Annotated in this window: 17 protein-coding genes; 15 read left to right on the forward strand and 2 right to left on the reverse strand. The window is 71.1% G+C overall.

The features are described from left to right. The first annotated feature begins 54 nt into the window (after window positions 1–54). Window positions 55–1,620, forward strand: coding sequence for a Rieske 2Fe-2S domain-containing protein (locus HMPREF1529_RS13785; RefSeq protein ID WP_005049555.1), 1,566 nt, complete (start codon window positions 55–57; stop codon window positions 1,618–1,620). A 118-nt stretch (window positions 1,621–1,738) separates the two neighbouring features. On the opposite strand, the gene HMPREF1529_RS13790 is transcribed toward HMPREF1529_RS13785, so the two are convergent. Next, window positions 1,739–3,016 carry a hypothetical protein gene (locus HMPREF1529_RS13790; protein WP_232212134.1) on the reverse strand — a complete coding sequence of 426 codons (1,278 nt, stop codon included), beginning with the start codon at window positions 3,014–3,016 and terminating at the stop codon, window positions 1,739–1,741. Between the two features lie 226 nt (window positions 3,017–3,242). Between HMPREF1529_RS13790 and pyrR the strand changes: the two genes are divergently transcribed. From pyrR to HMPREF1529_RS13855, 13 genes are all read left to right on the forward strand, one after another. Next, window positions 3,243–3,782 (forward strand): bifunctional pyr operon transcriptional regulator/uracil phosphoribosyltransferase PyrR, encoded by a 540-nt coding sequence (pyrR, locus tag HMPREF1529_RS13795; RefSeq protein ID WP_005055202.1) that lies wholly within the window; start codon window positions 3,243–3,245, stop codon window positions 3,780–3,782. Next, window positions 3,779–4,759, forward strand: a complete 981-nt coding sequence (locus HMPREF1529_RS13800; protein WP_005055204.1) for an aspartate carbamoyltransferase catalytic subunit — start codon at window positions 3,779–3,781, stop codon at window positions 4,757–4,759. Before pyrR ends, HMPREF1529_RS13800 begins: the two co-directional genes overlap by 4 nt. Next, window positions 4,756–6,087, forward strand: coding sequence for a dihydroorotase (locus tag HMPREF1529_RS13805; RefSeq protein ID WP_016465256.1), 1,332 nt, complete (start codon window positions 4,756–4,758; stop codon window positions 6,085–6,087). Before HMPREF1529_RS13800 ends, HMPREF1529_RS13805 begins: the two co-directional genes overlap by 4 nt. Beyond that, a complete protein-coding gene (locus HMPREF1529_RS13810; RefSeq protein WP_005055207.1) occupies window positions 6,084–6,638 on the forward strand; it encodes a PH-like domain-containing protein in 555 nt (184 codons plus the stop codon). Before HMPREF1529_RS13805 ends, HMPREF1529_RS13810 begins: the two co-directional genes overlap by 4 nt. After that, a complete protein-coding gene (gene carA / locus HMPREF1529_RS13815; RefSeq protein WP_016465257.1) occupies window positions 6,635–7,786 on the forward strand; it encodes a glutamine-hydrolyzing carbamoyl-phosphate synthase small subunit in 1,152 nt (383 codons plus the stop codon). Before HMPREF1529_RS13810 ends, carA begins: the two co-directional genes overlap by 4 nt. Next, a complete protein-coding gene (gene carB, locus HMPREF1529_RS13820; RefSeq protein WP_016465258.1) occupies window positions 7,786–11,100 on the forward strand; it encodes a carbamoyl-phosphate synthase large subunit in 3,315 nt (1,104 codons plus the stop codon). The genes carA and carB overlap by 1 nt, the downstream gene beginning before the upstream one ends. Next, complete coding sequence (pyrF, locus tag HMPREF1529_RS13825) at window positions 11,097–11,948, forward strand: orotidine-5'-phosphate decarboxylase (RefSeq protein ID WP_016465259.1); 852 nt, start codon at window positions 11,097–11,099, stop codon at window positions 11,946–11,948. Before carB ends, pyrF begins: the two co-directional genes overlap by 4 nt. Beyond that, a complete protein-coding gene (gmk, locus tag HMPREF1529_RS13830) occupies window positions 11,941–12,837 on the forward strand; it encodes a guanylate kinase (RefSeq protein ID WP_016465260.1) in 897 nt (298 codons plus the stop codon). The genes pyrF and gmk overlap by 8 nt, the downstream gene beginning before the upstream one ends. Window positions 12,838–13,056: 219 nt before the next feature. Continuing rightward, window positions 13,057–13,311, forward strand: coding sequence for a DNA-directed RNA polymerase subunit omega (gene rpoZ / locus HMPREF1529_RS13835; RefSeq protein WP_005055218.1), 255 nt, complete (start codon window positions 13,057–13,059; stop codon window positions 13,309–13,311). Window positions 13,312–13,430: 119 nt separating this feature from the next. Next, window positions 13,431–14,624, forward strand: a complete 1,194-nt coding sequence (gene metK / locus HMPREF1529_RS13840) for a methionine adenosyltransferase (RefSeq protein ID WP_036283568.1) — start codon at window positions 13,431–13,433, stop codon at window positions 14,622–14,624. Window positions 14,625–14,633: 9 nt separating this feature from the next. Continuing rightward, window positions 14,634–16,625, forward strand: a complete 1,992-nt coding sequence (locus HMPREF1529_RS13845) for a primosomal protein N' (replication factor Y) - superfamily II helicase (protein WP_016465262.1) — start codon at window positions 14,634–14,636, stop codon at window positions 16,623–16,625. Between the two features lie 47 nt (window positions 16,626–16,672). Beyond that, complete coding sequence (gene fmt, locus HMPREF1529_RS13850; RefSeq protein WP_016465263.1) at window positions 16,673–17,617, forward strand: methionyl-tRNA formyltransferase; 945 nt, start codon at window positions 16,673–16,675, stop codon at window positions 17,615–17,617. Further along, window positions 17,614–18,972 carry an RsmB/NOP family class I SAM-dependent RNA methyltransferase gene (locus HMPREF1529_RS13855; RefSeq protein WP_016465264.1) on the forward strand — a complete coding sequence of 453 codons (1,359 nt, stop codon included), beginning with the start codon at window positions 17,614–17,616 and terminating at the stop codon, window positions 18,970–18,972. Before fmt ends, HMPREF1529_RS13855 begins: the two co-directional genes overlap by 4 nt. 15 nt (window positions 18,973–18,987) lie before the next feature. Here the strand turns inward: HMPREF1529_RS13855 and HMPREF1529_RS13860 are convergent, their stop codons facing one another. Beyond that, window positions 18,988–20,277, reverse strand: a complete 1,290-nt coding sequence (locus HMPREF1529_RS13860; RefSeq protein ID WP_016465265.1) for a hypothetical protein — start codon at window positions 20,275–20,277, stop codon at window positions 18,988–18,990. Window positions 20,278–20,355: 78 nt separating this feature from the next. Between HMPREF1529_RS13860 and rpe the strand changes: the two genes are divergently transcribed. Further along, window positions 20,356–21,060 carry a ribulose-phosphate 3-epimerase gene (gene rpe, locus HMPREF1529_RS13865; RefSeq protein WP_005055232.1) on the forward strand — a complete coding sequence of 235 codons (705 nt, stop codon included), beginning with the start codon at window positions 20,356–20,358 and terminating at the stop codon, window positions 21,058–21,060. The last annotated feature ends 36 nt before the right edge of the window (window positions 21,061–21,096 follow it).

The raw sequence follows: 21,096 nt of genomic DNA on the forward strand, positions 1-21,096 counted from the left end.
CGGCGGCTCAGGCTCCCACGCGTAGACTCGGGAGCTGTTCGACCAGGAGGACCCATGCGGATCACAGGCCTCGGCCACGCCGGAATGTTCATCGAGACGACGGGCGGCAGCATCCTCTGCGACCCCGTGATGGGTCCGAGCTTCTTCGGCTCATGGTTCCCGTTCCCCGACAACCGCGGCCTGGACTGGGAGCGCTTCGGGAAGGCGGACTTCCTCTACATCTCGCACCGCCACCGCGATCACTTCGACCCGGCGCTGCTGGAGCGCTACGTGCCGAAGGACATCCGCGTCCTGCTGCCGGAGTACCCGACGGACGACCTCGAGGTGGACCTCCGCCGCCTCGGCTACGACAACATCGTCTACACGCAGGCAGGGCAGACTCTGGAGTATCCGGGTGGGCTGAAGATCATGGTGACGCCGCTGCGGGCGCCCAGCGACGGACCCATCGGCGACTCATCACTGAGCGTGGACGACGGCACCGCCAGCATCCTGAACCAGAACGACTCGCACCCCCTCGACCTCGATCGTCTGCTGTCGTTCTCCAAGCCCGACGCCTACTTCACGCAGGTCTCCGGCGCGATCTGGTGGCCCATGGTCTACGACCTGCCGCAGGACTCGAAGCAGCACTTCGCGAAGCTCAAGCGCGACGCGCAGAACAAGCGGGCGATGTATTACATCGAGAAGGTGGATGCCGAGCACGTCTTCCCGATGGCGGGCCCGCCCATGTTCCTGCGCGAAGACCTCTTCCGCTTCAACGGGTGGGGGCTGGAGGACGACTCGATCTTCACCGATCAGCGCCAGTTCCTCGCGCACATGCGCGCCGAGCGTCCCGACCAGAAGGGCTACGAGTTCGTGCCCGGCACGCAGGTCGACCTCAACGGTGGCGTGATCGAGATCACGCAGACCCTCTACACGCCGGAGGAGATCGACCGGGTCTTCGACGACAAGTGGGCCTACCTCGCCGAGCAGCGCGACAGCCGCCAGGCGGAGGTCATCGCGGAGATCGAGACGCGAGCCGAGCCGATGGCACCGGATGAGATGCTCGCCGCGCTGCAGGAATGGTGGGAGCCGCTGCTGCGTCGCGCCCGCACGATCCGCACCGGCGTCGGCGGCAACGTCCGCTTCCGCATCGGCGAGCTCGACCTGCTCGTCGACTTCCCCAAGGCGAAGGTGCGGGAGTACGCGGGGGAGGAGTGCATCTACTGGTACACGATCCCGGCCGATCTCGTCTCCACCAACATCCGCGATCACGAGATCGACTGGTCGAACTCGATCTTCCTGTCGATGCAGTTCGAGGTCGGCCGCAGCGGCAAGTTCAACGAGTTCCTCACGACCTTCCTGAAGTGCCTGTCCCGCGACCGCATCGAGTACGTCGAGAACTGGTATGCGGAGCAGTCGGACCAGACCGAGGATGCAGAGATCGGCGAGTGGACTGTGCAGCGTCGCTGCCCTCACCTGCGCGCCGACCTCACCAAGACCGGCAAGATCGAGGACGGCGTGCTCACCTGCGCGCTGCACGACTGGAAGTGGGATCTGGCGAGCGGGCAGTGCCTCACCGCGCCCGGGCACCCCATCCGTGCATCTCGGGTCGTCGAAACGGCATCCGCGCAGACCTCGTGATGCGTCGCTGACGTAGCGGGATCACGTCGTCAGGATTCGTCTCACGCGTTTCTTCCGTCGCACGGGCGACGTCGTCACCGGCCGCCACCGATGATCCGTGCCGTGCCAGGGCGGCGCTTTAACCTCGGGCACCCCGCTGTTCATGCCCAGCTGCCAGCCGATGCGGTCGAGGAAGCGGTGGTGGTACCAGCATCCCCACGGCTACCCCACACGCCGCGGCGCGGCGCGCGGTTCCCCTCGCCGCGTGGGCCCAGCAGGACGCCGTTGTCGGTGTGTGTCGGGCCGCCTCGGGCATGCTCGGTGACATGGTGGATCTCGCACCAGCCGGCGGGCACGCCGCAGCCGGGGATGACGCAGCCGCCGTCGCGAAGGGCGATGGCGCGACGCTGGTACCGGTTGAACACGCGCTCCTCGGTGCCGATCGCGACGATGCGACCGTCTGAGCCGGTGACGACGCGCTGGATCGCACCCGCGCAGGCGACGTGGCGGGCGACCAGCGTGCTGACAGGCTGATCGCAGCCCTGCGCGTGGGCGAAGCCCGTGCCGGAGACGAGATCGTCGGAGTCGACTTCTGCGGGCGAGTGCGCTCGTCCCGGACGATGAGCGGGGCGTCGGCGGCGGTGATCGGGTCGTCGAAGGCGACGGCAGGGAACAGCTGCGCATCGAAGATCGTCTGCAGCTGAGCGGCCACCTCCGGCAGGAGCGTTCCGCGGATCGGAACTCCTCCCGCGGTGGCCACACCGAGCACGACCGAGCGCTTCCGCTCCGCGATACGCTCGCGCGGCTCGGCGCCGTCCTGATCGAGCGCGAGCGCCCACGTCTGCGCGTGGATGCGCAGCAGCTCGGCGCAGGCGGGCGGCGCGGCATCCGGCCCCTCGCCCCGGGCCTCCGCGACGACGAGGTCGGCGGCTTCCCGGCGTGCGTCCGCGGAGACACGCGGCGCGGTCTGCTGGAGCGGTCCGGTGATCGCGAGGATGCCGTCGGTACCGACCACCCCGTCGACCATCGCGGCCCGCACCGACGGGAACGGCGCGTCGAGCGCCTCACCGGTCGTGGGCGACACGGCGCGGCGGACGGCCGTCGCCGCCCGCTGCAGCCGGGCCGCCGACCGCGGTTCGAGCCGGGTGAGCGTCTGCAGCAGTTCGGTGACATCGCGGCATCCGAGGTGGGAGGTCATCCGCTCGTCGCGCACGAGGTGCTCCGAACGCCGCATGGCCTCGCCGGTCGCGTCGATCAGGAGCGCCTCGACGAAGCGGACGATCTCGGCGATCGCGGTGATCTGCCGGGCGAGCTCGCGTTCGGTGCCCCGCTCGAAGACACGGTTCGAGACCGCCGCACGCAGCACGTCCACGACCTGCGAACGCAGGTCATCGAGGGGCTGTGCGAGGAGATCCATACCCCCATTCTGCCGAGGGCCTCCGACATCGCACGCTGGAAAAGTCCAGATCGAGAGAGGAAACATCAAATGCTGGTCCTCGCCCTCACCGCCGCCCGCGCAGGCGTGCGGCGCGCGATCGCGCCGGGGAGACCCACAACCTGAGGCGCCGCCTGGTTCGGGTAGAGTGGGACCGAACCACAGCAACCTTTAACACCGTCCAGAGAGGCGGAGAAGGGAGCGGCGGATGAGCACCGGTAACACGCGTACCGTGATGCAGACAGCCGACATCGCCCGCGCACTGACTCGGATCTCCCACGAGATCTTGGAGTCCAACAAGGGGGCCGATGATCTCGTCCTCCTCGGCATCCCGACCCGGGGAGTGACGCTCGCCGGGCGCATCGGCGCCCTCCTCGGCGACATCTCCGGCACCTCCGTGCCGGTCGGCGCCCTCGACGTCACGATGTACCGCGACGACCTGCACCGCAACCCCACGCGGACTCCCCGCCCGACGCAGATCCCGGCCGGAGGCGTCGACGGCAAGACCATCGTCCTGGTCGACGACGTGCTCTTCTCCGGACGCAGCATCCGTGCGGCCCTCGACGCGCTCGGCGACATCGGCCGCCCGGCCGCCGTGCGGCTCGCGATCCTCGTCGACCGGGGACACCGAGAGCTGCCGATCCGACCCGACTTCGTCGGCAAGAACCTGCCGAGCGCGCGCAGCGAGCGCGTCAACGTGCACCTGGCCGAGGTCGACGGCCTCGAAGAGGTGACGATCGCGTCATGAGGCACCTGCTCGACACCCGCACGCTCTCTCGCGATGACGCCCTGCGCATCCTCGACGTCGCCGAGGACATGCGCGACACCCAGTCGCGCGAGATCAAGAAGCTGCCGACCCTGCGCGGCAAGACGATCGTCAACCTCTTCTTCGAGGATTCCACCCGCACCCGGATCTCCTTCGAAGCGGCCGCGAAACGACTGTCCGCCGACGTGATCAACTTCTCCGCCAAGGGCTCCAGCGTCAGCAAGGGCGAGTCGCTCCAGGACACCGCCCAGACGCTGCAGGCGATGGGGGCGGATGCCGTGGTCATCCGTCATGGCGCCTCAGGCGCTCCGCAGACGCTCGCCACCAGCGGCTGGATCACCGCGGGGGTCGTCAACGCCGGTGACGGCACCCACGAGCACCCCACGCAAGCGCTCCTGGACGCGTTCACCATCCGCAAGCGCCGCTTCGGCGACGACAGCCGTGGCCGCGACCTCGCCGGCGTGCGGGTGGCGATCGTGGGGGACATCCTGCACTCGCGCGTGGCCCGCTCCAACGTGTGGCTGCTGCACACGCTCGGCGCCGAGGTCACCCTCGTCGCTCCGCCGACGCTGGTTCCGCAGGACGTGTCGCGGTGGCCGGCTCGCGTCGTCTACGACCTCGATGAGGCACTGTCCGCACGGCCCGACGCCGTCATGATGCTGCGAATCCAGCTGGAACGCATGAACGCGGCATATTTCCCGACTGAACGGGAGTATTCCCGTCGATGGGGACTGGACGCCGCGCGTCTGGCCACTCTGGCGGACGGTAGCATTGTGATGCACCCGGGCCCCATGAACCGGGGCCTGGAGATCTCCGCCGACGCCGCCGATTCCCCGCGATCGACCGTGCTGGAGCAGGTCGCGAACGGCGTCTCGGTGCGGATGGCGGTGCTGTACCTGGTGTTGGCCGGAGAGCGTCCCGGCGAGCGCGACACGAACGCAGAGGAGCACACCCCGTGACGGTTCGACACGCGTCGGCGCGCCCGACGATCATCCGCGGGGCCCGCATCGGCGACGGCGCGGCCACGGATCTCCTTCTCGAAGACGGCCGGATCAGCGAGATCGGCGGCGGACTGGCTCGCACCGGCGCCGACGTCGTGGATGCCGACGGTCTGATCGCCCTGCCGGGCCTGGTCGACCTGCACGTGCACCTGCGCGAGCCCGGATACGAGGCCTCCGAGACGGTGCTCACCGGCTCCCGCGCCGCGGCGGCCGGTGGCTTCACGACCGTGTTCGCGATGCCGAACACCTCGCCGGTCGCCGACACCGCCGGCGTCGTCGAGCAGGAGCTCGCCCTGGGCGAAGCGGCCGGCTACGTGCACGTGCAGCCGATCGGCGCCGTCACCGTCGGCCAGAAGGGCGAGCGTCTCGCCGAGCTGGGCGCGATGGCGTCCTCGCGGGCCCGCGTGCGCGTCTTCAGCGACGACGGCTTCTGCGTGTTCGACCCGCTCATCATGCGCCGCGCGTTGGAGTACGTGAAAGCGTTCGACGGCGTCGTGGCCCAGCATGCGCAGGACCCGCGCCTGACCGAGGGCGCGCAGATGAACGAGGGCTCCGTGTCGGCCGAACTCGGCCTCGCCGGGTGGCCGGCCGTCGCCGAGGAGTCGATCATCGCCCGCGATGTGCTGCTCGCCGAACACGTCGGCTCGCGTCTGCACGTGTGCCACCTCTCGACGGCCGGTTCGGTCGACATCATCCGGTGGGCCAAGAAGCGTGGAGTGAACGTGACCGCCGAGGTCACCCCCCACCACCTGCTGCTGACCGAGGAGCTCGTGCGCGGCTACGACGCGCGCTACAAGGTCAACCCGCCGCTGCGCCGCGACGAGGACGTGCAGGCCGTGCGCGAAGGCCTCGCCGACGGCACCATCGACATCGTCGCCACCGACCACGCGCCCCATCCCGCGGAGGCGAAGTCGTGCGAGTGGCAGGCCGCCGCCAACGGCATGGTCGGCCTCGAATCCGCGCTGCGCGTCGTGCACCACGCGATGGTGCAGACCGGCATGCTGTCGTGGGACGACGTCGCCCGCGTGATGTCGGCGGCCCCGGCGCGCATCGGTCGGCTCGACGACGCCGGCACGCCGCTGGCCGTGGGAGCTGCGGCATCCCTCACGCTGTACGACCCCACTCCGACGCGGACGTTCGGCCGCGACGACCTGCGGGGCCGGAGCGTCAACTCGCCCTACCTCGGACGGGAGCTTCCGGGCGAGGTGCGCTGGACGTTCTTCCGCGGCGCCGCGACGGTCGCCAACGGCGTGGTGTCCGAGAGCATGGGGGAGGTGTCGGCATGAACCGCGAAGGCGCCCTCCTCGTCATGATCGCCGTCGCAGTCGCCCTGCTGGCGCTGGGAGCATTCGCCTGGCGACGACGATCGCGGCGGGATGCCGGGATCACCGCCCCCTTCGGGGAGGTGCCGGATGCCGCCGCCGTCCAGACCGTGTCGACCGGCTTCTACGTCGCCACGACCCGGCACGGCGACGCGCTCGAACGGCTCGCCATCCGCGGACTGGGCTTCCGCTCACGCGTCGACGTCACGGTCACCGACCGCGGCGTGGCGCTGGACCTCGTCGGCCAGCCGCGGATGTTCGTCACGACCGAGCGCATCGTCTCCGTCGGCCGGGCCACCACCGCCATCGACCGCGTTGTCGAGCCGGGCGGTCTCGTCCGCCTCGCCTGGCGCGCCGAACGCACCGACGGGACGACCGAGACGGTCGACAGCTACCTCCGCCCGCAGGACCAGTCCGCTCAGGGACTCGCCGCTGCGATCACCGCCATCCTGCCGCCTTCGACCCCGACCGCGACAGACCAGACCTCCACCACTTCGACGGGAAACGCCGCATGACCTTCTTGCTCGACCCCGCCGTCCTCGTCCTCGAAGACGGCTCCCGCCACCCCGGACGCGCGTACGGCGCCCGGGGCACGACCCTCGGCGAAGTCGTCTTCTCCACCGGCATGACCGGTTACCAGGAGACGCTCACCGACCCCTCCTACGCGGGACAGATCGTCCTGCAGACCGCGCCGCACATCGGCAACACCGGAATGAACGGCGAAGACCCGGAGTCCCGTCGCATCTGGGTCGCCGGCTACATCGTGCGCGACCCTTCGCGCGTCGTGTCGAACTGGCGCGCCGACGAGTCGCTCGACGACGCCCTCATCCGTGACGGCATCGTCGGCATCGCGGGCGTCGACACCCGCGCCATCACTCGCGTACTGCGGTCTTCGGGCTCGATGCGCGGCGGCGTGTTCTCGGGCGAGGCCGCCGGCCTCGCGCCGGAGGAGCAGCTGCGCATCGTCCGCGAGGCCCCGCAGATGGCCGGCCAGAACCTCTCCGCCGCCGTCTCCGTGACCGCGGTCGAGGTGACCCCCGCCGCGGAGGGCGTCGAGCGCCTCGGCACCCTCGCCGTGCTCGACCTCGGCGTCAAGCGCGCGACGATCCTCAACCTCGCCGCCCGCGGGTTCGACGTGCACGTGATGCCGCAGTCGACCACGATCGACGAGGTCCGCGCCCTCGCGCCGGCCGCCGTGTTCTACTCGAACGGCCCCGGCGACCCCGCGGCATCCGACGACCACGTCGCCCTGCTTCGCGCCGTGCTGGATGACCGCACACCGTTCTTCGGCATCTGCTTCGGCAACCAGCTGCTCGGCCGCGCCCTCGGCTTCGGCACCTACAAGCTGCCGTTCGGGCACCGCGGCATCAACCAGCCGGTGCGCGACAAGCAGACCGGTCGCGTGGAGATCACGGCGCAGAACCACGGGTTCGCCGTCGACGCCCCGCTGGAGGGTGTCATCGACAGCCCGAACGGGTACGGCCGCGTCGAGGTGAGCCACATCGGCCTCAACGACAACGTCGTGGAGGGCCTGCGCGCTCTCGACATCCCCGCGTTCAGCGTGCAGTACCACCCCGAGGCCGCGGCCGGTCCGCACGACGCCAACTACCTCTTCGACCGCTTCGCCGACATGGTGCGCACCACTCTGGAGAACAAGAACTGATGCCCAAGCGCGACGACATCAACAGCGTCCTCGTCATCGGCTCCGGCCCGATCGTGATCGGTCAGGCCTGCGAGTTCGACTACTCCGGAACCCAGGCGTGCCGCGTGCTGCGCGAGGAGGGCGTGCGCGTCATCCTCGTGAACTCGAACCCGGCGACGATCATGACCGACCCCGACTTCGCGGACGCGACCTACATCGAGCCCATCACGCCGGCGGTGATCGAGACGATCATCGCCAAGGAGAAGCCCGACGCGATCCTGCCGACCCTGGGCGGCCAGACCGCGCTGAATGCCGCCATGGCGCTGCACGAGCAGGGCATCCTCGACAAGTACGGCGTGGAGCTCATCGGCGCCAAGGTCGACGCCATCCGCAAGGGCGAGGACCGTCAGATCTTCAAGCAGCTCGTGCTGGATGCCGGGGCCGACGTCGCCCGCAGCGTCATCTGCCACACGATGGACGACCTGATCTCCGGCGCCGCCGAGCTCGGCTATCCACTCGTGGTCCGGCCCTCGTTCACGATGGGCGGGCTCGGCTCGGGCTTCGCCTACAACGAGGAAGACCTCCGCCGCATCGGCGGCGCCGGCCTGCGCGACTCGCCCACGACCGAGGTGCTCCTGGAGGAGTCGATCCTCGGGTGGAAGGAGTACGAGCTCGAGCTCATGCGCGACATGGCCGACAACACCGTCGTCGTCTGCTCGATCGAGAACGTCGACCCCGTCGGCGTGCACACGGGCGACTCGATCACGGTGGCGCCCGCGCTGACCCTCACCGACCGCGAGTACCAGAAGCTCCGTGACATCGGCATCGACATCATCCGCGCCGTCGGCGTGGACACCGGCGGCTGCAACATCCAGTTCGCCGTCGACCCGACATCCGGACGCATCATCGTCATCGAGATGAACCCGCGCGTCTCGCGCTCGTCGGCGCTCGCGTCGAAGGCGACGGGATTCCCGATCGCCAAGCTCGCCGCGAAGCTCGCCATCGGCTACCGCCTCGACGAGGTCCCCAACGACATCACCCAGGCGACGCCGGCGAGCTTCGAGCCGACGCTCGACTACGTCGTCGTCAAGGTGCCCCGCTTCAACTTCGAGAAGTTCCCCGCCGCCGACGCGACGCTGACGACCACCATGAAGTCGGTCGGCGAGGCGATGGCGATCGGCCGCAACTACACGACGGCGCTGCAGAAGGCGTTGCGCTCGCTGGAGAAGCGCGGTTCGAGCTTCCACTGGGGCGAGGAGCATCGCTCGGTGGAGGAGCTGCTGGAGATCGCGAAGACGCCGACCGACGGCCGCATCGTGACGCTCCAGCAGGCGATGCGCAAGGGGGCGACGGTCGCGCAGGCCTTCGAGGCCACCAAGATCGACCCGTGGTTCCTGGACCAGATGGCTCTCATCAACGAGGTCGCCGCGTTCGTGCAGGCGGCACCCGAGCTGGATGCCGCGACACTGCGTCTCGCGAAGGAGCACGGCTTCAGCGACGCCCAGCTCGCGCAGCTGCGCGGCGTCACGGAGGCGGAGATCCGCGGAGTGCGCTATGGCCTCGGCATCCGCCCGGTGTACAAGACGGTGGACACGTGCGCGGGGGAGTTCCCGGCGCTCACGCCATACCACTACTCGAGCTACGACCACGAGACCGAGGTCACGCCGAGCGAGCGCACCAAGGTCGTCATCATCGGCTCGGGGCCCAACCGGATCGGTCAGGGCGTCGAGTTCGACTACTCGTGCGTGCACGCCTCCTTCGCCCTCTCGGATGCCGGCTACGAGACGATCATGGTCAACTGCAACCCGGAGACGGTGTCGACCGACTACGACACGAGCGACCGGCTCTACTTCGAGCCGCTGACGCTGGAGGACGTGCTCGAGGTGCTGCACGCGGAGAGCGCGTCGGGAACCATCCTGGGCGTCGTCTGTCAGCTCGGCGGCCAGACGCCGCTGGGCCTGGCGAAGGGCATCGAGGAGGCCGGGTACACGATCCTGGGAACCTCGCCCGCCGCGATCGACATCGCCGAGGAGCGCGAGCTGTTCTCGCAGCTGCTCGACCGGGCCGGACTGATCGCCCCGCGTCATGACACCGCCATCGACGAGGCGGGCGCCGTCGCGATCGCCGAAGAGATCGGCTACCCCGTGCTCGTGCGCCCCAGCTTCGTGCTCGGTGGCCGTGGAATGGAGATCGTCTACGACACCGAGAGCCTGCGCGACTACTTTGTGCGCACCGCCGGCGAGGTCGTCATCGAGGAGGGCAAGCCGCTGCTGGTCGACCGCTTCCTCGACGACGCGATCGAGCTCGACGTCGACGCGCTCTACGACGGCCATGAGCTCTACATCGGCGGCGTCATGGAGCACCTCGAGGAGGCCGGTATCCACTCCGGCGACTCGTCGTGCACGCTGCCGCCGATCTCGCTCGGTCGCACCGAGATCGACCGCGTCCGCACCGCCACCCAGGCGATCGCCGAGGGCGTCGGCGTGCGGGGACTGCTCAACGTCCAGTTCGCCGTGTCGGCGGGCGTGCTCTACGTGATCGAGGCGAACCCGCGCGCGTCGCGCACCGTCCCGTTCGTATCGAAGGCGCTCGGCATCCCGCTGGCGAAGGCGGCCTCGCGCATCATGGCGGGCTCGACGATCGCCGACCTGAAGGCGGAGGGGCTGCTTCCGCTCGTGGACGGATCGCGCGTGCCGCTGGATGCCCCCGTCGCCGTCAAGGAGGCCGTGCTGCCGTTCAAGCGTTTCCGCACCGCCGACGGCCACACCGTCGACTCGGTGCTGGGCCCGGAGATGCGCTCCACCGGCGAGGTCATGGGCATCGACCGCGACTTCCCGACGGCGTTCGCGAAGAGCCAGGCCGCGGCGTACGGCGGCATGCCGACGTCGGGGACCGTGTTCCTGTCGGTCGCCGATGACGACAAGCGTGCCGTCATCCTGCCGGCCCACCGCCTGCAGGAGCTCGGCTTCCGCCTCATCGCGACCGAGGGCACCGCCGAGATCCTGGCCCGTAACGGCATCCGCGTCGGTGTGGTGGGCAAGTACTCCGAAACGCAGGAGTCCGGCGAGCGCAACGTCGTCGATCTCATCAACGCCGGGGAGATCGACATCGTCGTGAACACCCCGTCCGGAGGAATCGCCCGTGCCGACGGGTACGAGATCCGCGCGGCGGCGGTGGCGGCCGACAAGGCACTGTTCACCACGATGGCCGTCCTGGGCGCCGCCGTGAGCGCACTGCCCGTCCTGCGTGAAGGCTTCTCGGTGCGCAGCCTCCAGGAGTATGCGCGCGACCGGTCGGACGCTCTCGCCGCCGCCGAGCAGCGGGCGGCCGTGTGATCTCGTCCGGTTCTCGACTGCCGTTCGGCTCTCGACTTCAGAAGGCCGTCGCGGCGCGCGGACGCCTGTGCGTCGGCATTGACCCCCACGAAGCGCTCCTGCGCGAGTGGCGTCTCGGTGTCGACGCCGCCGGCGTCCGCGAGTTCGGGCTGCGCACGGTGGATGCCGCGGCATCCACCGTCGCCGTCGTCAAGCCCCAGGTCTCGTTCTTCGAGCGATTCGGCTCGGCCGGGTACGCCGCCCTCGAAGAGGTGATGGCGGCGGCGCGCGCCGCGGGTCTGCTGGTGATCGCCGACGCCAAGCGGGGCGACATCGGCACCACGATGGACGCGTACGCCGCGGCGTGGCTCACGCCCGGCTCTGCGCTGGAGGCCGATGCGCTGACCGTCAGCCCGTATCTGGGCGTGGGTGCACTGTCGTCGACGTTCGCGTACGCGCTCGCGCACGACAAGGGCGTCTTCGTCCTCGCCGCCACCAGCAATCCCGAAGCCGCGGGACTGCAGTCCGCCCGGCGTGGGCAGGAGACGGTGGCCGCGACGGTGGCCGCCGAGGTCGTCGCCGCTGATCCGACGGGTGCCGACGAGTGGGCGTCGCTGGGGCTCGTCGTCGGTGCGACGGTCGATCTCGCCGCGCTCGGGCTGCGTGCGTTCGAGCGTCCGGTTCCGCTTCTGGCGCCGGGCTTCGGCGCGCAGGGGGCGCAGCCGGCCGACCTCCCGCGTGTTTTCGGCGATCTCGCCGCGGCCGTCATCGCGAGCGAGAGCCGCAGCATCCTCTCGGCCGGCCCGGAGGGCCTCGCCGCACGCATCGCGGAGCGCGCAGAGCTGTACCGTGGAAGATCCCATGGCTGATCCCCGCACTCCTCCCGAGGTCGACCGCGTCGCGGCATCCCGCCGCGCTGTCGCGGCCCGACGCGAGCGCGCCGCGCTCAAACACGATGTCGCGATGCGCGTCATCACGCCGCAGGAACTGCTGCAGCGCGCCCTCGACGCCCCCGACTCGCCCGCCGGTGCGATGCGGATCACCGAGTTCCTGACGGCGCTGCCCGCCATCGGCGAGGGCAAGCGCGACCGCGTGCTCGCCGAGCTCGAGATCGCGCCCGTGAAGCGGCTCGGCGGACTCGGGACGCGCCAGCGCGCCGCGCTCACGGCGTGGCTCGACGGCCGCTTCCCGCCGCTCCAGCCGCGCAGCGGCCGCAGCCGCCTCATCGTTTTGGCCGGCCCGACGGCCGTCGGCAAGGGCACCGTCGCCGCGCACATCAAGGATCACCACCCCGAGATCCTGCTGTCGGTGTCGGCGACCACGCGCGCACCGCGCCCGGGAGAGGTCGACGGCGAGCACTACTTCTTCGTGGACGATGACGGTTTCGACGCCCTCATCGCCGACGACGCCCTCCTCGAGCACGCGAAGGTCCACAACGCGTTCCGTTACGGCACGCCGCGCGCGCCCATCGAGAAGGCGCTGGCGGAGGGGCGCACGGTGCTCCTGGAGATCGACCTGCAGGGCGCACGCCAGGTGCGTGCGGCCGCCCCGGACGCGACCCTCGTGTTCCTGACCCCGCCGAGCTGGGACGAGCTGGTCAACCGCCTCGTCGGGCGCGGCACGGAAGGTCCGGAGGAGCGGGCGCGCCGCCTCAAGACGGCGAAGGTCGAGCTGGCCGCGCAAGGGGAGTTCGATTACCGCGTCGTCAACGACGACGTCGCCCGCGCCGCGGCCGAAATCGCCGCCCTCGCCCGCTGAGGCAGCGGGTTCATCCGTCCGCAGACGCCGTCTCGGTCCCGCAGATGCGGCGTGTCGGGACGGATGAACGGCTTCCTGGAGCGGCGAACGTCGATGAGCTCGGCGCGGACGCGGCGCTGATAGAATGAACGGATGCCGCGGCATCCTGCGGCCACGATTTCTCCCGCGTGGGCATTCCCCGCGAGTTTTCCCACCGCCATTCGATCCTGGAGGTTCATCATGGCCGGACGTGACAAGGGCATCATCGACCCGCCCATCGACGCGCTGCTCGACAAGGTCGACTCCAAGTACCAGCTCGTGATCTACGCGTCCAAGCGCGCACGTCAGATCAACGACTACTACTCCGATCTGCACGAGGGCAACCTCTTCGACAACGTCGGTCCGCTCGTCGACTCGAGCGTCGAGGACAAGCCGCTCACGATCGCGCTGCACGAGATCCACGAGGACAAGCTGCGCCTGCGCGCGGCCGAGTGATCCCTCGCTGACACCATGACGCCGTATGGCGTCCCCATGCCCGTGATCTCCGTTACGACGCCGTCGTGTCGGAGATCACGGGCATGATTGTCGAGTACCCGTTGTCGTCTGGAGCACCGATGAGCGCGCTGCGTCTGTTCACGTCCGAATCCGTCACCGAGGGTCATCCGGATAAGATCTGCGACCAGATCTCCGACTCGATCCTCGACGCGTTGCTGACGGTCGACCCGGGCAGCCGTGTCGCCGTGGAGACGCTGGTGACCACGGGCCTCGTGCACGTGGCCGGCGAGGTCCGCACGGACGGGTACGTCGATATCCCCGGCATCGTCCGCCGTGTCGTCAACCGCATCGGCTACACCTCGAGCGAGACCGGCTTCGACGGCGACTCCTGCGGCGTCACCGTCTCGATCGGCGAGCAGTCCGGCGACATCGCCGCCGGCGTCGACAACGCCATCGAGCACCGCGAGGGCGGGTCGATCGACCCCGTCGACGCGCTCGGTGCCGGCGACCAGGGCATCATGTTCGGCTACGCGACGAACGAGACGCCCCAGCTCATGCCGATGGCGATCTGGACCGCGCACCGCCTCGCCGAGCGCCTCACCGACGCACGCCGCTCCGGTGCGCTCGGCTTCCTGCGGCCCGACGGCAAGACCCAGGTCACGCTCGGCTACGACGGCAACGTGCCCCGCACCGTCGACACCGTGGTGCTCTCGACGCAGCACAACCCCGACATCTCCCTCCCGGCGCTGCGCGCCGCCGTCCAGGCCGAGGTCATCGACCCCATCCTCGCCACGACGGGGCTGGATGTGTCGAACGTGCGGTACGTGATCAACCCCGCGGGCCCCTTCGTCATCGGCGGCCCCAAGGGCGACGCCGGGCTCACCGGCCGCAAGATCATCATCGACACCTACGGGGGCGCCTCCCGTCACGGCGGAGGAGCTTTCAGCGGCAAGGACCCGTCCAAGGTCGACCGCTCCGCCGCCTACGCCATGCGCTGGGTCGCGAAGAACGCCGTCGCCGCGGGTCTCGCCGACCGCCTCGAGGTGCAGGTCGCCTACGCGATCGGCCGCGCGGAGCCGGTGGGGCTCTACGTCGAGACGTTCGGCACCGCGCACGCGTCGGATGAGAAGATCACGGCAGCCATCCGCGAGGTGTTCGATCTGCGTCCGAAGGCGATCATCGACGACCTCGACCTGCTGCGGCCCATCTACGCGCAGACGGCCGCCTACGGGCACTTCGGCCGCGAACTGCCGGAGTTCACCTGGGAGCGCACCGACCGCGTCGAGGAGCTGCGCGCCGCCGCCGGTCTCTGACGCGCGTCCGTGATCGTCGTCGCCCGAGTCCTCATCGACTCGCCTCTGCCGCAGCTCGACCGGCTCTTCGACTATGAAGTCCCGGCCGAGCTCATCGGCGACGCCGTGCCCGGGGTGCGCGTGCGCGTGCCGTTGCGCACCGCCGGTCGCGTGGTCGACGGCTACCTCGTCGATGTCGTCACGGCAGAGGCGCCCGAGCGACCGCTGTCGGAGGTCGATGCGGTCGTCTCGTCGGTGCCCGTTCTCACGCCGCAGCTGTACGCGCTCGCGCGCCGCGCGGCCGATCGCGCGGCGGGTTCGGCGAGCGACATCCTGCGCCTGGTCATCCCGAAGCGGATGGTGCGCGCGGAGAAGGCGTGGCTTGCGAGCGATGCCGCGGATCCGGCACCGGTCGAGGTGTCGAAGGATGCCGCGGCGTGGGCCGACGGCGTGCTCGCCCCGTTCCCGGGGCTGGCCGAGGCCGTGCTGGCGGGGGAGCGGCTCGCGCTCGACGCCCCGCCGCGGCCCGCGTCCGAGCGTTCGGTGGGTGCCTGGGCCGAGCTGGTCGCGGCGATCGCCGTCCATGCCCTGTCGGAGGGACGCAGCGCCGTGCTGGTCGTTCCCGACCACCGCGACCAGGAGCAGCTGCTGACCGCCCTCGACGGACGGGCGCCCGAGGGCGCGGTCGTCCGCGACGACGCGCGGCGTTCCGGGCCGGAGCGGTACGGGACCTATCTGCGACTGCTGACACCGTCGCCGTGCATCGTGATCGGCAACCGGTCGACGGTGTACGCCCCCGCGCACGACACGGCGTGCGTCGTGGTGTGGGACGACGGCGATCCGCTGCTGGCCGAACCGCTCAGCCCCGGCGTGCACGCGCGCGACGCCGCCCTCATCCGCCAGGAACTCGAGGGCTCGGCGCTCGTGTTCGCGGGCCACACGCGCACCACCGACGTGGAGCGGCTCGTCCAGATCGGCTGGGTGCGTGAGCTCCCCGCCGTCCGCCGGCCGAGTCCGACGGTCGTGCTCTCGGCCACCCGCGAGGGGGAGTCCCGCGGGGCACGTGTGCCCTCCAGCGCGTTCGCCGCGGCGCGCGACGCCCTGCGCGAGGGCCCCGTGCTCGTGCAGGTCGCCCGCCCGGGGTACTCGCCCGTGCTCGTGTGCGCCGACTGTCGCACACCGGCTCGCTGCCGCCACTGCACGGGCCCGCTGCGGGCGCGCCGCCCGGGGGCGACACCCGACTGCGCGTGGTGCGGACGCTCTGCGCCGGCGTGGACCTGCGTCCAGTGCGACTCGGTGAAGCTGCGCATGGCCTCGTCGGGCAGCGAGCGCACGGCCGACGAGCTCGGTCGCGCATTCCCGAACACGCGCGTCATCGTCGCCGACGGCGCCCACCCGGTGACCCACGTCGACGACCGCCCCGCGCTCGTGATCGCGACGCGCGGCGCCGAGCCCTCGGCCCGCGGCGGGTACCGCGCCGTCATCTTGCTGGACGGCGATCGGATGCTGCTGGCCGAGCAGCTGCGCATCGGGGAGTCCGCGCTGCGCTGGTGGTCGAACGCGGCCGCACTCGCGGCGCCGGCCGCACCCGTCCACCTGGTGGGAGTGGCGGGCCCGGTGGCGCGGGCTCTCGCGACGTGGACGCAGCCGGCGTACGCCCGCGCCGAGCTCGCCGACCGCACCCCCCTTTTGATGCCCCCGGTCGTCCGGGTCGCGGCCGTCGAGGGCACCGTCGCCGCGGTGGAGGCGGCGCTCGGCGCGGTGCGCGAGGCCGTACCCGCCCTGGCCGCGCCCTCCGGCGCGATCCTGGGCCCGGTCCCACTCGAGGAGGGGATGGTCCGCGCTCTGGTGCGGTTCGACTACGCCCACGGCAAGACCGTCGCCGAGACGCTGCGCGCCGCCGTCGTGGCCGAGGCTCTGCGCGGACGCCGCGCCGCACGGCGCGGACCGGCGCGCGGGGCGAACGCCGGCACGCGCACTACACTGCGGGTGCGGCTCGACGTCCCCGAACTCGATCTCTGATCCGGCGGGCTCGCCGCCGTGATCGTCGTCATCAACCGAGGTATTCCATGCGCATCGTCTTCGCCGGCACACCGGCGCCCGCCGTTCCGTCCCTGAGGGCGGTGGCGGCATCCGCCCACGATCTGGTCGGAATCGTCACCCGCAGCGACGCGCCCATGGGCCGCAAGCGCGTGCTGACGCCGTCGGCGGTGGCCGCCGCAGCCGCCGACGTGGACGTGCCGATCGTCAAGGCGGACCGCCTGGACGCGGCGGCGACCGCCGCGATCGCAGAGCTCGCCCCCGACCTCGGCGTCATCGTGGCGTACGGGGGTCTCGTGCGCGAACCGTTGCTGTCGACGCCGCGGCACGGCTGGATCAACCTGCACTTCTCGCTGCTGCCGCGCTGGCGCGGCGCGGCGCCGGTGCAGCACGCGCTCATCGCGGGCGAGCGCACGACCGGCGCGAGCGTGTTCCAGCTCGTCGCCGCCCTCGATGCCGGCGACGTGTTCGGCGAGGTCCGCTACGACGTTCCGCGAGGCGCGACGGCCGGCGAGGTCCTGACGGACCTGGCGGATGCCGGGGCGCAGCTGCTCGTCCGCGTGGTCGACGAGATCGCGGCGGGCACCGCTCGGGCGGTCCCGCAGACGGGGACGCCCACCCTGGCGCCGAAGCTGTCGATCGCCGACGGCGCGCTCGACCTCACGGCATCCGCCGACGTCGTGCTCGACCGGTTCCGCGGCACGACGCCCGAGCCGGGCGCGCACGTGAGCTTCGACGGCGCCCGCCTCAAGGTGCTCGCCGCCCACCGCGGCCCCGATGCGACTCTGGAGCCCGGGGTTCTCACCGCCTCGGGACGGGACGTGCTGCTCGGAGCGGGTGGCGGCACCACCGTGGTGCTGAAGACCGTGCAGCCGGCCGGCAGGAGCGCGATGGCGGCGGGGGATTGGTGGCGGGGTGTGCGGGTCGACGATCCGCGTGTCGCACTGCCCTCCGCGACGGAGGCGACCTCGTGAGCGCGTCGCCGCGCTGGGTGGCGTACGACGTGCTGCGCGCCGTGCACGACTCGGATGCCTACGCGAACCTCCTGCTGCCGCGCGCGATCTCGCGGGCCGGGCTCACCGGCGCGGATGCCGGCCTCGCCACGGAGCTGACCTACGGAACGCTGCGCCGCGAAGGCACCTACGACGCGATCATCGCGGATGCCGCGCGTCGCCCCGTCACCGACATCGACCCCGCGGTTCGGGACGCCCTGCTGCTCGGGGTGCATCAGCTGGTGGCCATGCGGACGCCGTCGCACGCGGCCGTGAACGAGACGGTCCGCCAGGTCCGCAAGGCGGTGGGCCCATCCGCGGCGGGCTTCGCGAACGCCGTGCTGCGCCGGGTCAGCGAGCGGACGGCGCAGGAGTGGGAGGAACGCCTCGCCGCGGCGGCGCGGTCGGACGACGAGCGCCTCGCGGTCCGCTACGCGCACCCCGTGTGGGTGATCCGCGCCTTCCGTCGCGCGCTGGCCGCCGAGGGGCGCGCCGACGAGCTCGAGGCACTCCTCGCGGCCGACAACGCCGCGCCGGTGGTCACTCTGGCCGCTCTGCGCGGGCTGGCCGATCGTCCGGCCGACGCGGTGCCGACGCCGTTCTCGCCGCTCGGCTTCCGCTCCGCGGGCGGCGACCCGGGAGCGGTGGTCGCGGCATCCGGGGGACTGGTCCGGGTGCAGGACGAGGGATCACAGCTGGCCGCGCTCGCCCTCGCCCGGGTGCGACCCGTCGCTGCCGGCGAGCGCTGGCTCGATCTGTGCGCGGCTCCGGGTGGCAAGACGGCCGTGCTCGCCGCGGAGGCTCTGACACACGGCGCAACCCTGGAGGCCAACGAGCTCTCCTCCGCCCGCGCGGGCCTGGTGCGCGACTCCGTCGCCGCAGTCCCGCTCGACGTTCCGGTGTCCGAGGAGGACGGCCGCACGCGCGCGGGTCGGGGGCTCTACGACCGCATCCTCGTCGACGCGCCCTGCACGGGGCTCGGAGCGCTGCGGCGGCGCCCCGAGGCCCGGTGGCGAAAGCAGCCCGGCGATGTGCCCGAGCTCGCGGCCTTGCAGTCCGAGCTCCTGTCGGCCGCCCTCGACGCGCTGCGCCCCGGCGGCGTCGTGGCGTACGTGACGTGCTCGCCCCACCTCGCCGAGACGGCGGCCATCGTCTCCGATGCGCTGCGCACGAGCGACGGCGCGATCGAGGAACTCGACGCCCGCGCGGCGGTGGCGGCTATCGCCGAGCAGCCGATCGATCTGCCTGCACCGGTGGACGGATCGGGTCGCGCGCAGCTGTGGCCGCACCGGCACGGCACCGACGCCATGTCGATCTCGCTGCTGCGCCGGCGCTGAGCTCGGCCCCGCCACTCAGTCCCAGCGCACGACGGGTGGCGTGACCGTGAGATCGACCAGTGCCGACCCCAGCGACGGCAGGAAAAGAAGCGAGCAGCCGGTGCGGCGTTGGCCGTTGACGTCGCAGTCCGCGGTGACCTCGACACCGCCCAGATACGGCGTACGCACCTGACCCGGATCGCCGTACATCGCGTCGGGCTTCAGGTTCGCGAGCTTCGCCTGCGTCTCGGCGCGGAGCGTGCGGGTGATGGTCCCGTCGATGATCTTCGTGCCGTCGCTGAGGGTCTCCGGAATGTCGATGCCGCATCCCGCTGCGAGATTCTTCGACGCGATGCACGCGTCGACGGCGCTGCGGACGGCCGTCTGGAACAGGCTCGTTCCCTCATCGCTGAGCTCGACGGTGGTGTCGAACCTCAGCGAGAAGTCGTTCGGGTCGGCCGCGAGAAGGGTCGTCGTTCCCGACACGGTGTAGTTGGGATTGTCGATCGCGACGGTGACCGTCCCCGGGAACACGGTGATCGAATCACTGTCGACCGGCACGCCATTGACCGTCGCGTTGAGGCCGCGGAAGCTGCCGCCGAGGTAGATGTCGACGGTGCCGTGCGCCAGCTTCCACGTGCCGTCATCCTCGTAGTCGACGACGTCGAACTGGCCGCTCACGGGCTTTCCGCCGATCGTGTAGTCGACGCGGACGGGGATCGAGTATCCCTTGTCGCTGCCCTTCGGCACCGATACCACGATGTTCTCGATCGTCCCCTTCTCGGAAGCTGCGGCGAGCGCTTCGTCCGACAGGAGCGCGCCCTGACGCGGCTTCGAGTCGAGCATCGCGAGCGCGGCCTCACTGTCGCCGGCGGCGACCGCTTTCAGGTAGTCCGACACGACCGTCTCGGGGGCGGCGCCGGCCGTCGTCGCGCCGCGGACAGCGAACACCACGCCCACAACGATGGCCAGCAGCACCACCAGTGCGCCGGCGATGATGCCGACGAGCGCCCCGGTGGGAAGCTTCTTTCGCGGCGGTACCGGCGCATGGCCGTGTCCGGGAAGTGGCTGCGGGGCGGGCTGCTCGACCGGGGCGCCGTACGGTGCCGAGGCACCGACGTGCTGCGGAGGCGTGAACGCCGCGACGTGCGGCTCTGCCGCCGCGGGCTCTGCGGGTGCCGGTGCCACGGCGGCGGTCTCTGCAGCCGCCTCCGTCGTGCGCGGCACCCACTGGGCCGCCGCGGCATCCCAGCGCAACGCGCCCGCGACCCATTCGCCGCGCTCGGCATCCCACATCGGCGCCTGACCGTCACCGTTCCCGCTCATCGTCCACCCTTTCGTCGGTCACCCGGCTGCGCGCCCATCGGCGCGAACCACCCCCGTGGCTCTCCGGAGACCCTACCGATGGCGGGCCGAGGGCGCGGGCAGGGTGTGGATAATGGGGCCGTGGCACGAATCAACCCCAGCATCCTGTCCGCCGACTTCGTCAACATGCAGGCGGACCTCGAACGGATCGCCACCGCCGACTTCGTGCACGTCGACGTCATGGACAACCACTTCGTGCCGAACCTGACCTTCGGACCGCAGATGGTCCAGCGCATCCAGGAGACGAGCCCGGTACCGCTGGACGTGCACCTCATGATCTCGGACGCCGACAGATGGGCACCCGGGTACGCCGAGCTGGGCGCGGCATCCGTCACCTTCCATCTCGAGGCCGCGACCGACCCCGTCACGCTCGCCCGTCGCCTCCGCTCGATCGGCGCCCGCGCCGGTGTCGCCGTGAAGCCCGCGACACCGGTCGAGGGGCTGTTCGACGTGCTGGACGAGTTCGACCAGATCCTCGTGATGACGGTGGAGCCGGGCTTCGGGGGGCAGTCGTTCATGGCCGATCAGATGCCGAAGCTGGCGCGCCTGTACGACGAGGCGCGCCGCCGCGGATCGCAGGTGTGGTTGCAGGTCGACGGCGGCATCTCGGAGTCGACGATCGCGCAGGCCGCCGAGGCCGGGGCCGACACGTTCGTCGCGGGCTCCGCCGTGTTCGGCGCGGGCGAGCCCGATCGCGCGATCGCGGCCCTGCGCAGCCTCGCCACCGAGCATCATCGCCACTGACGCCGCCACCCGCCGGCACCTCACGAACTCCGCAGA

It is taken from the genome of Microbacterium sp. oral taxon 186 str. F0373 (assembly GCF_000411455.1).
Taxonomy (GTDB): domain Bacteria; phylum Actinomycetota; class Actinomycetes; order Actinomycetales; family Microbacteriaceae; genus Microbacterium.

Coding starts and splice junctions, on each gene's coding strand:
- HMPREF1529_RS13785 (WP_005049555.1), top strand. CDS start 55: ATGCGGATCACAGGCCTCGGCCACGCCGGAATGTTCATCGAGACGACG.
- HMPREF1529_RS13790 (WP_232212134.1), bottom strand. CDS start 3,016: ATGGATCTCCTCGCACAGCCCCTCGATGACCTGCGTTCGCAGGTCGTG.
- pyrR (WP_005055202.1), top strand. CDS start 3,243: ATGAGCACCGGTAACACGCGTACCGTGATGCAGACAGCCGACATCGCC.
- HMPREF1529_RS13800 (WP_005055204.1), top strand. CDS start 3,779: ATGAGGCACCTGCTCGACACCCGCACGCTCTCTCGCGATGACGCCCTG.
- HMPREF1529_RS13810 (WP_005055207.1), top strand. CDS start 6,084: ATGAACCGCGAAGGCGCCCTCCTCGTCATGATCGCCGTCGCAGTCGCC.
- carA (WP_016465257.1), top strand. CDS start 6,635: ATGACCTTCTTGCTCGACCCCGCCGTCCTCGTCCTCGAAGACGGCTCC.
- carB (WP_016465258.1), top strand. CDS start 7,786: ATGCCCAAGCGCGACGACATCAACAGCGTCCTCGTCATCGGCTCCGGC.
- gmk (WP_016465260.1), top strand. CDS start 11,941: ATGGCTGATCCCCGCACTCCTCCCGAGGTCGACCGCGTCGCGGCATCC.
- rpoZ (WP_005055218.1), top strand. CDS start 13,057: ATGGCCGGACGTGACAAGGGCATCATCGACCCGCCCATCGACGCGCTG.
- metK (WP_036283568.1), top strand. CDS start 13,431: ATGAGCGCGCTGCGTCTGTTCACGTCCGAATCCGTCACCGAGGGTCAT.
- fmt (WP_016465263.1), top strand. CDS start 16,673: ATGCGCATCGTCTTCGCCGGCACACCGGCGCCCGCCGTTCCGTCCCTG.
- HMPREF1529_RS13860 (WP_016465265.1), bottom strand. CDS start 20,277: ATGAGCGGGAACGGTGACGGTCAGGCGCCGATGTGGGATGCCGAGCGC.
- rpe (WP_005055232.1), top strand. CDS start 20,356: ATGGCGGGCCGAGGGCGCGGGCAGGGTGTGGATAATGGGGCCGTGGCA.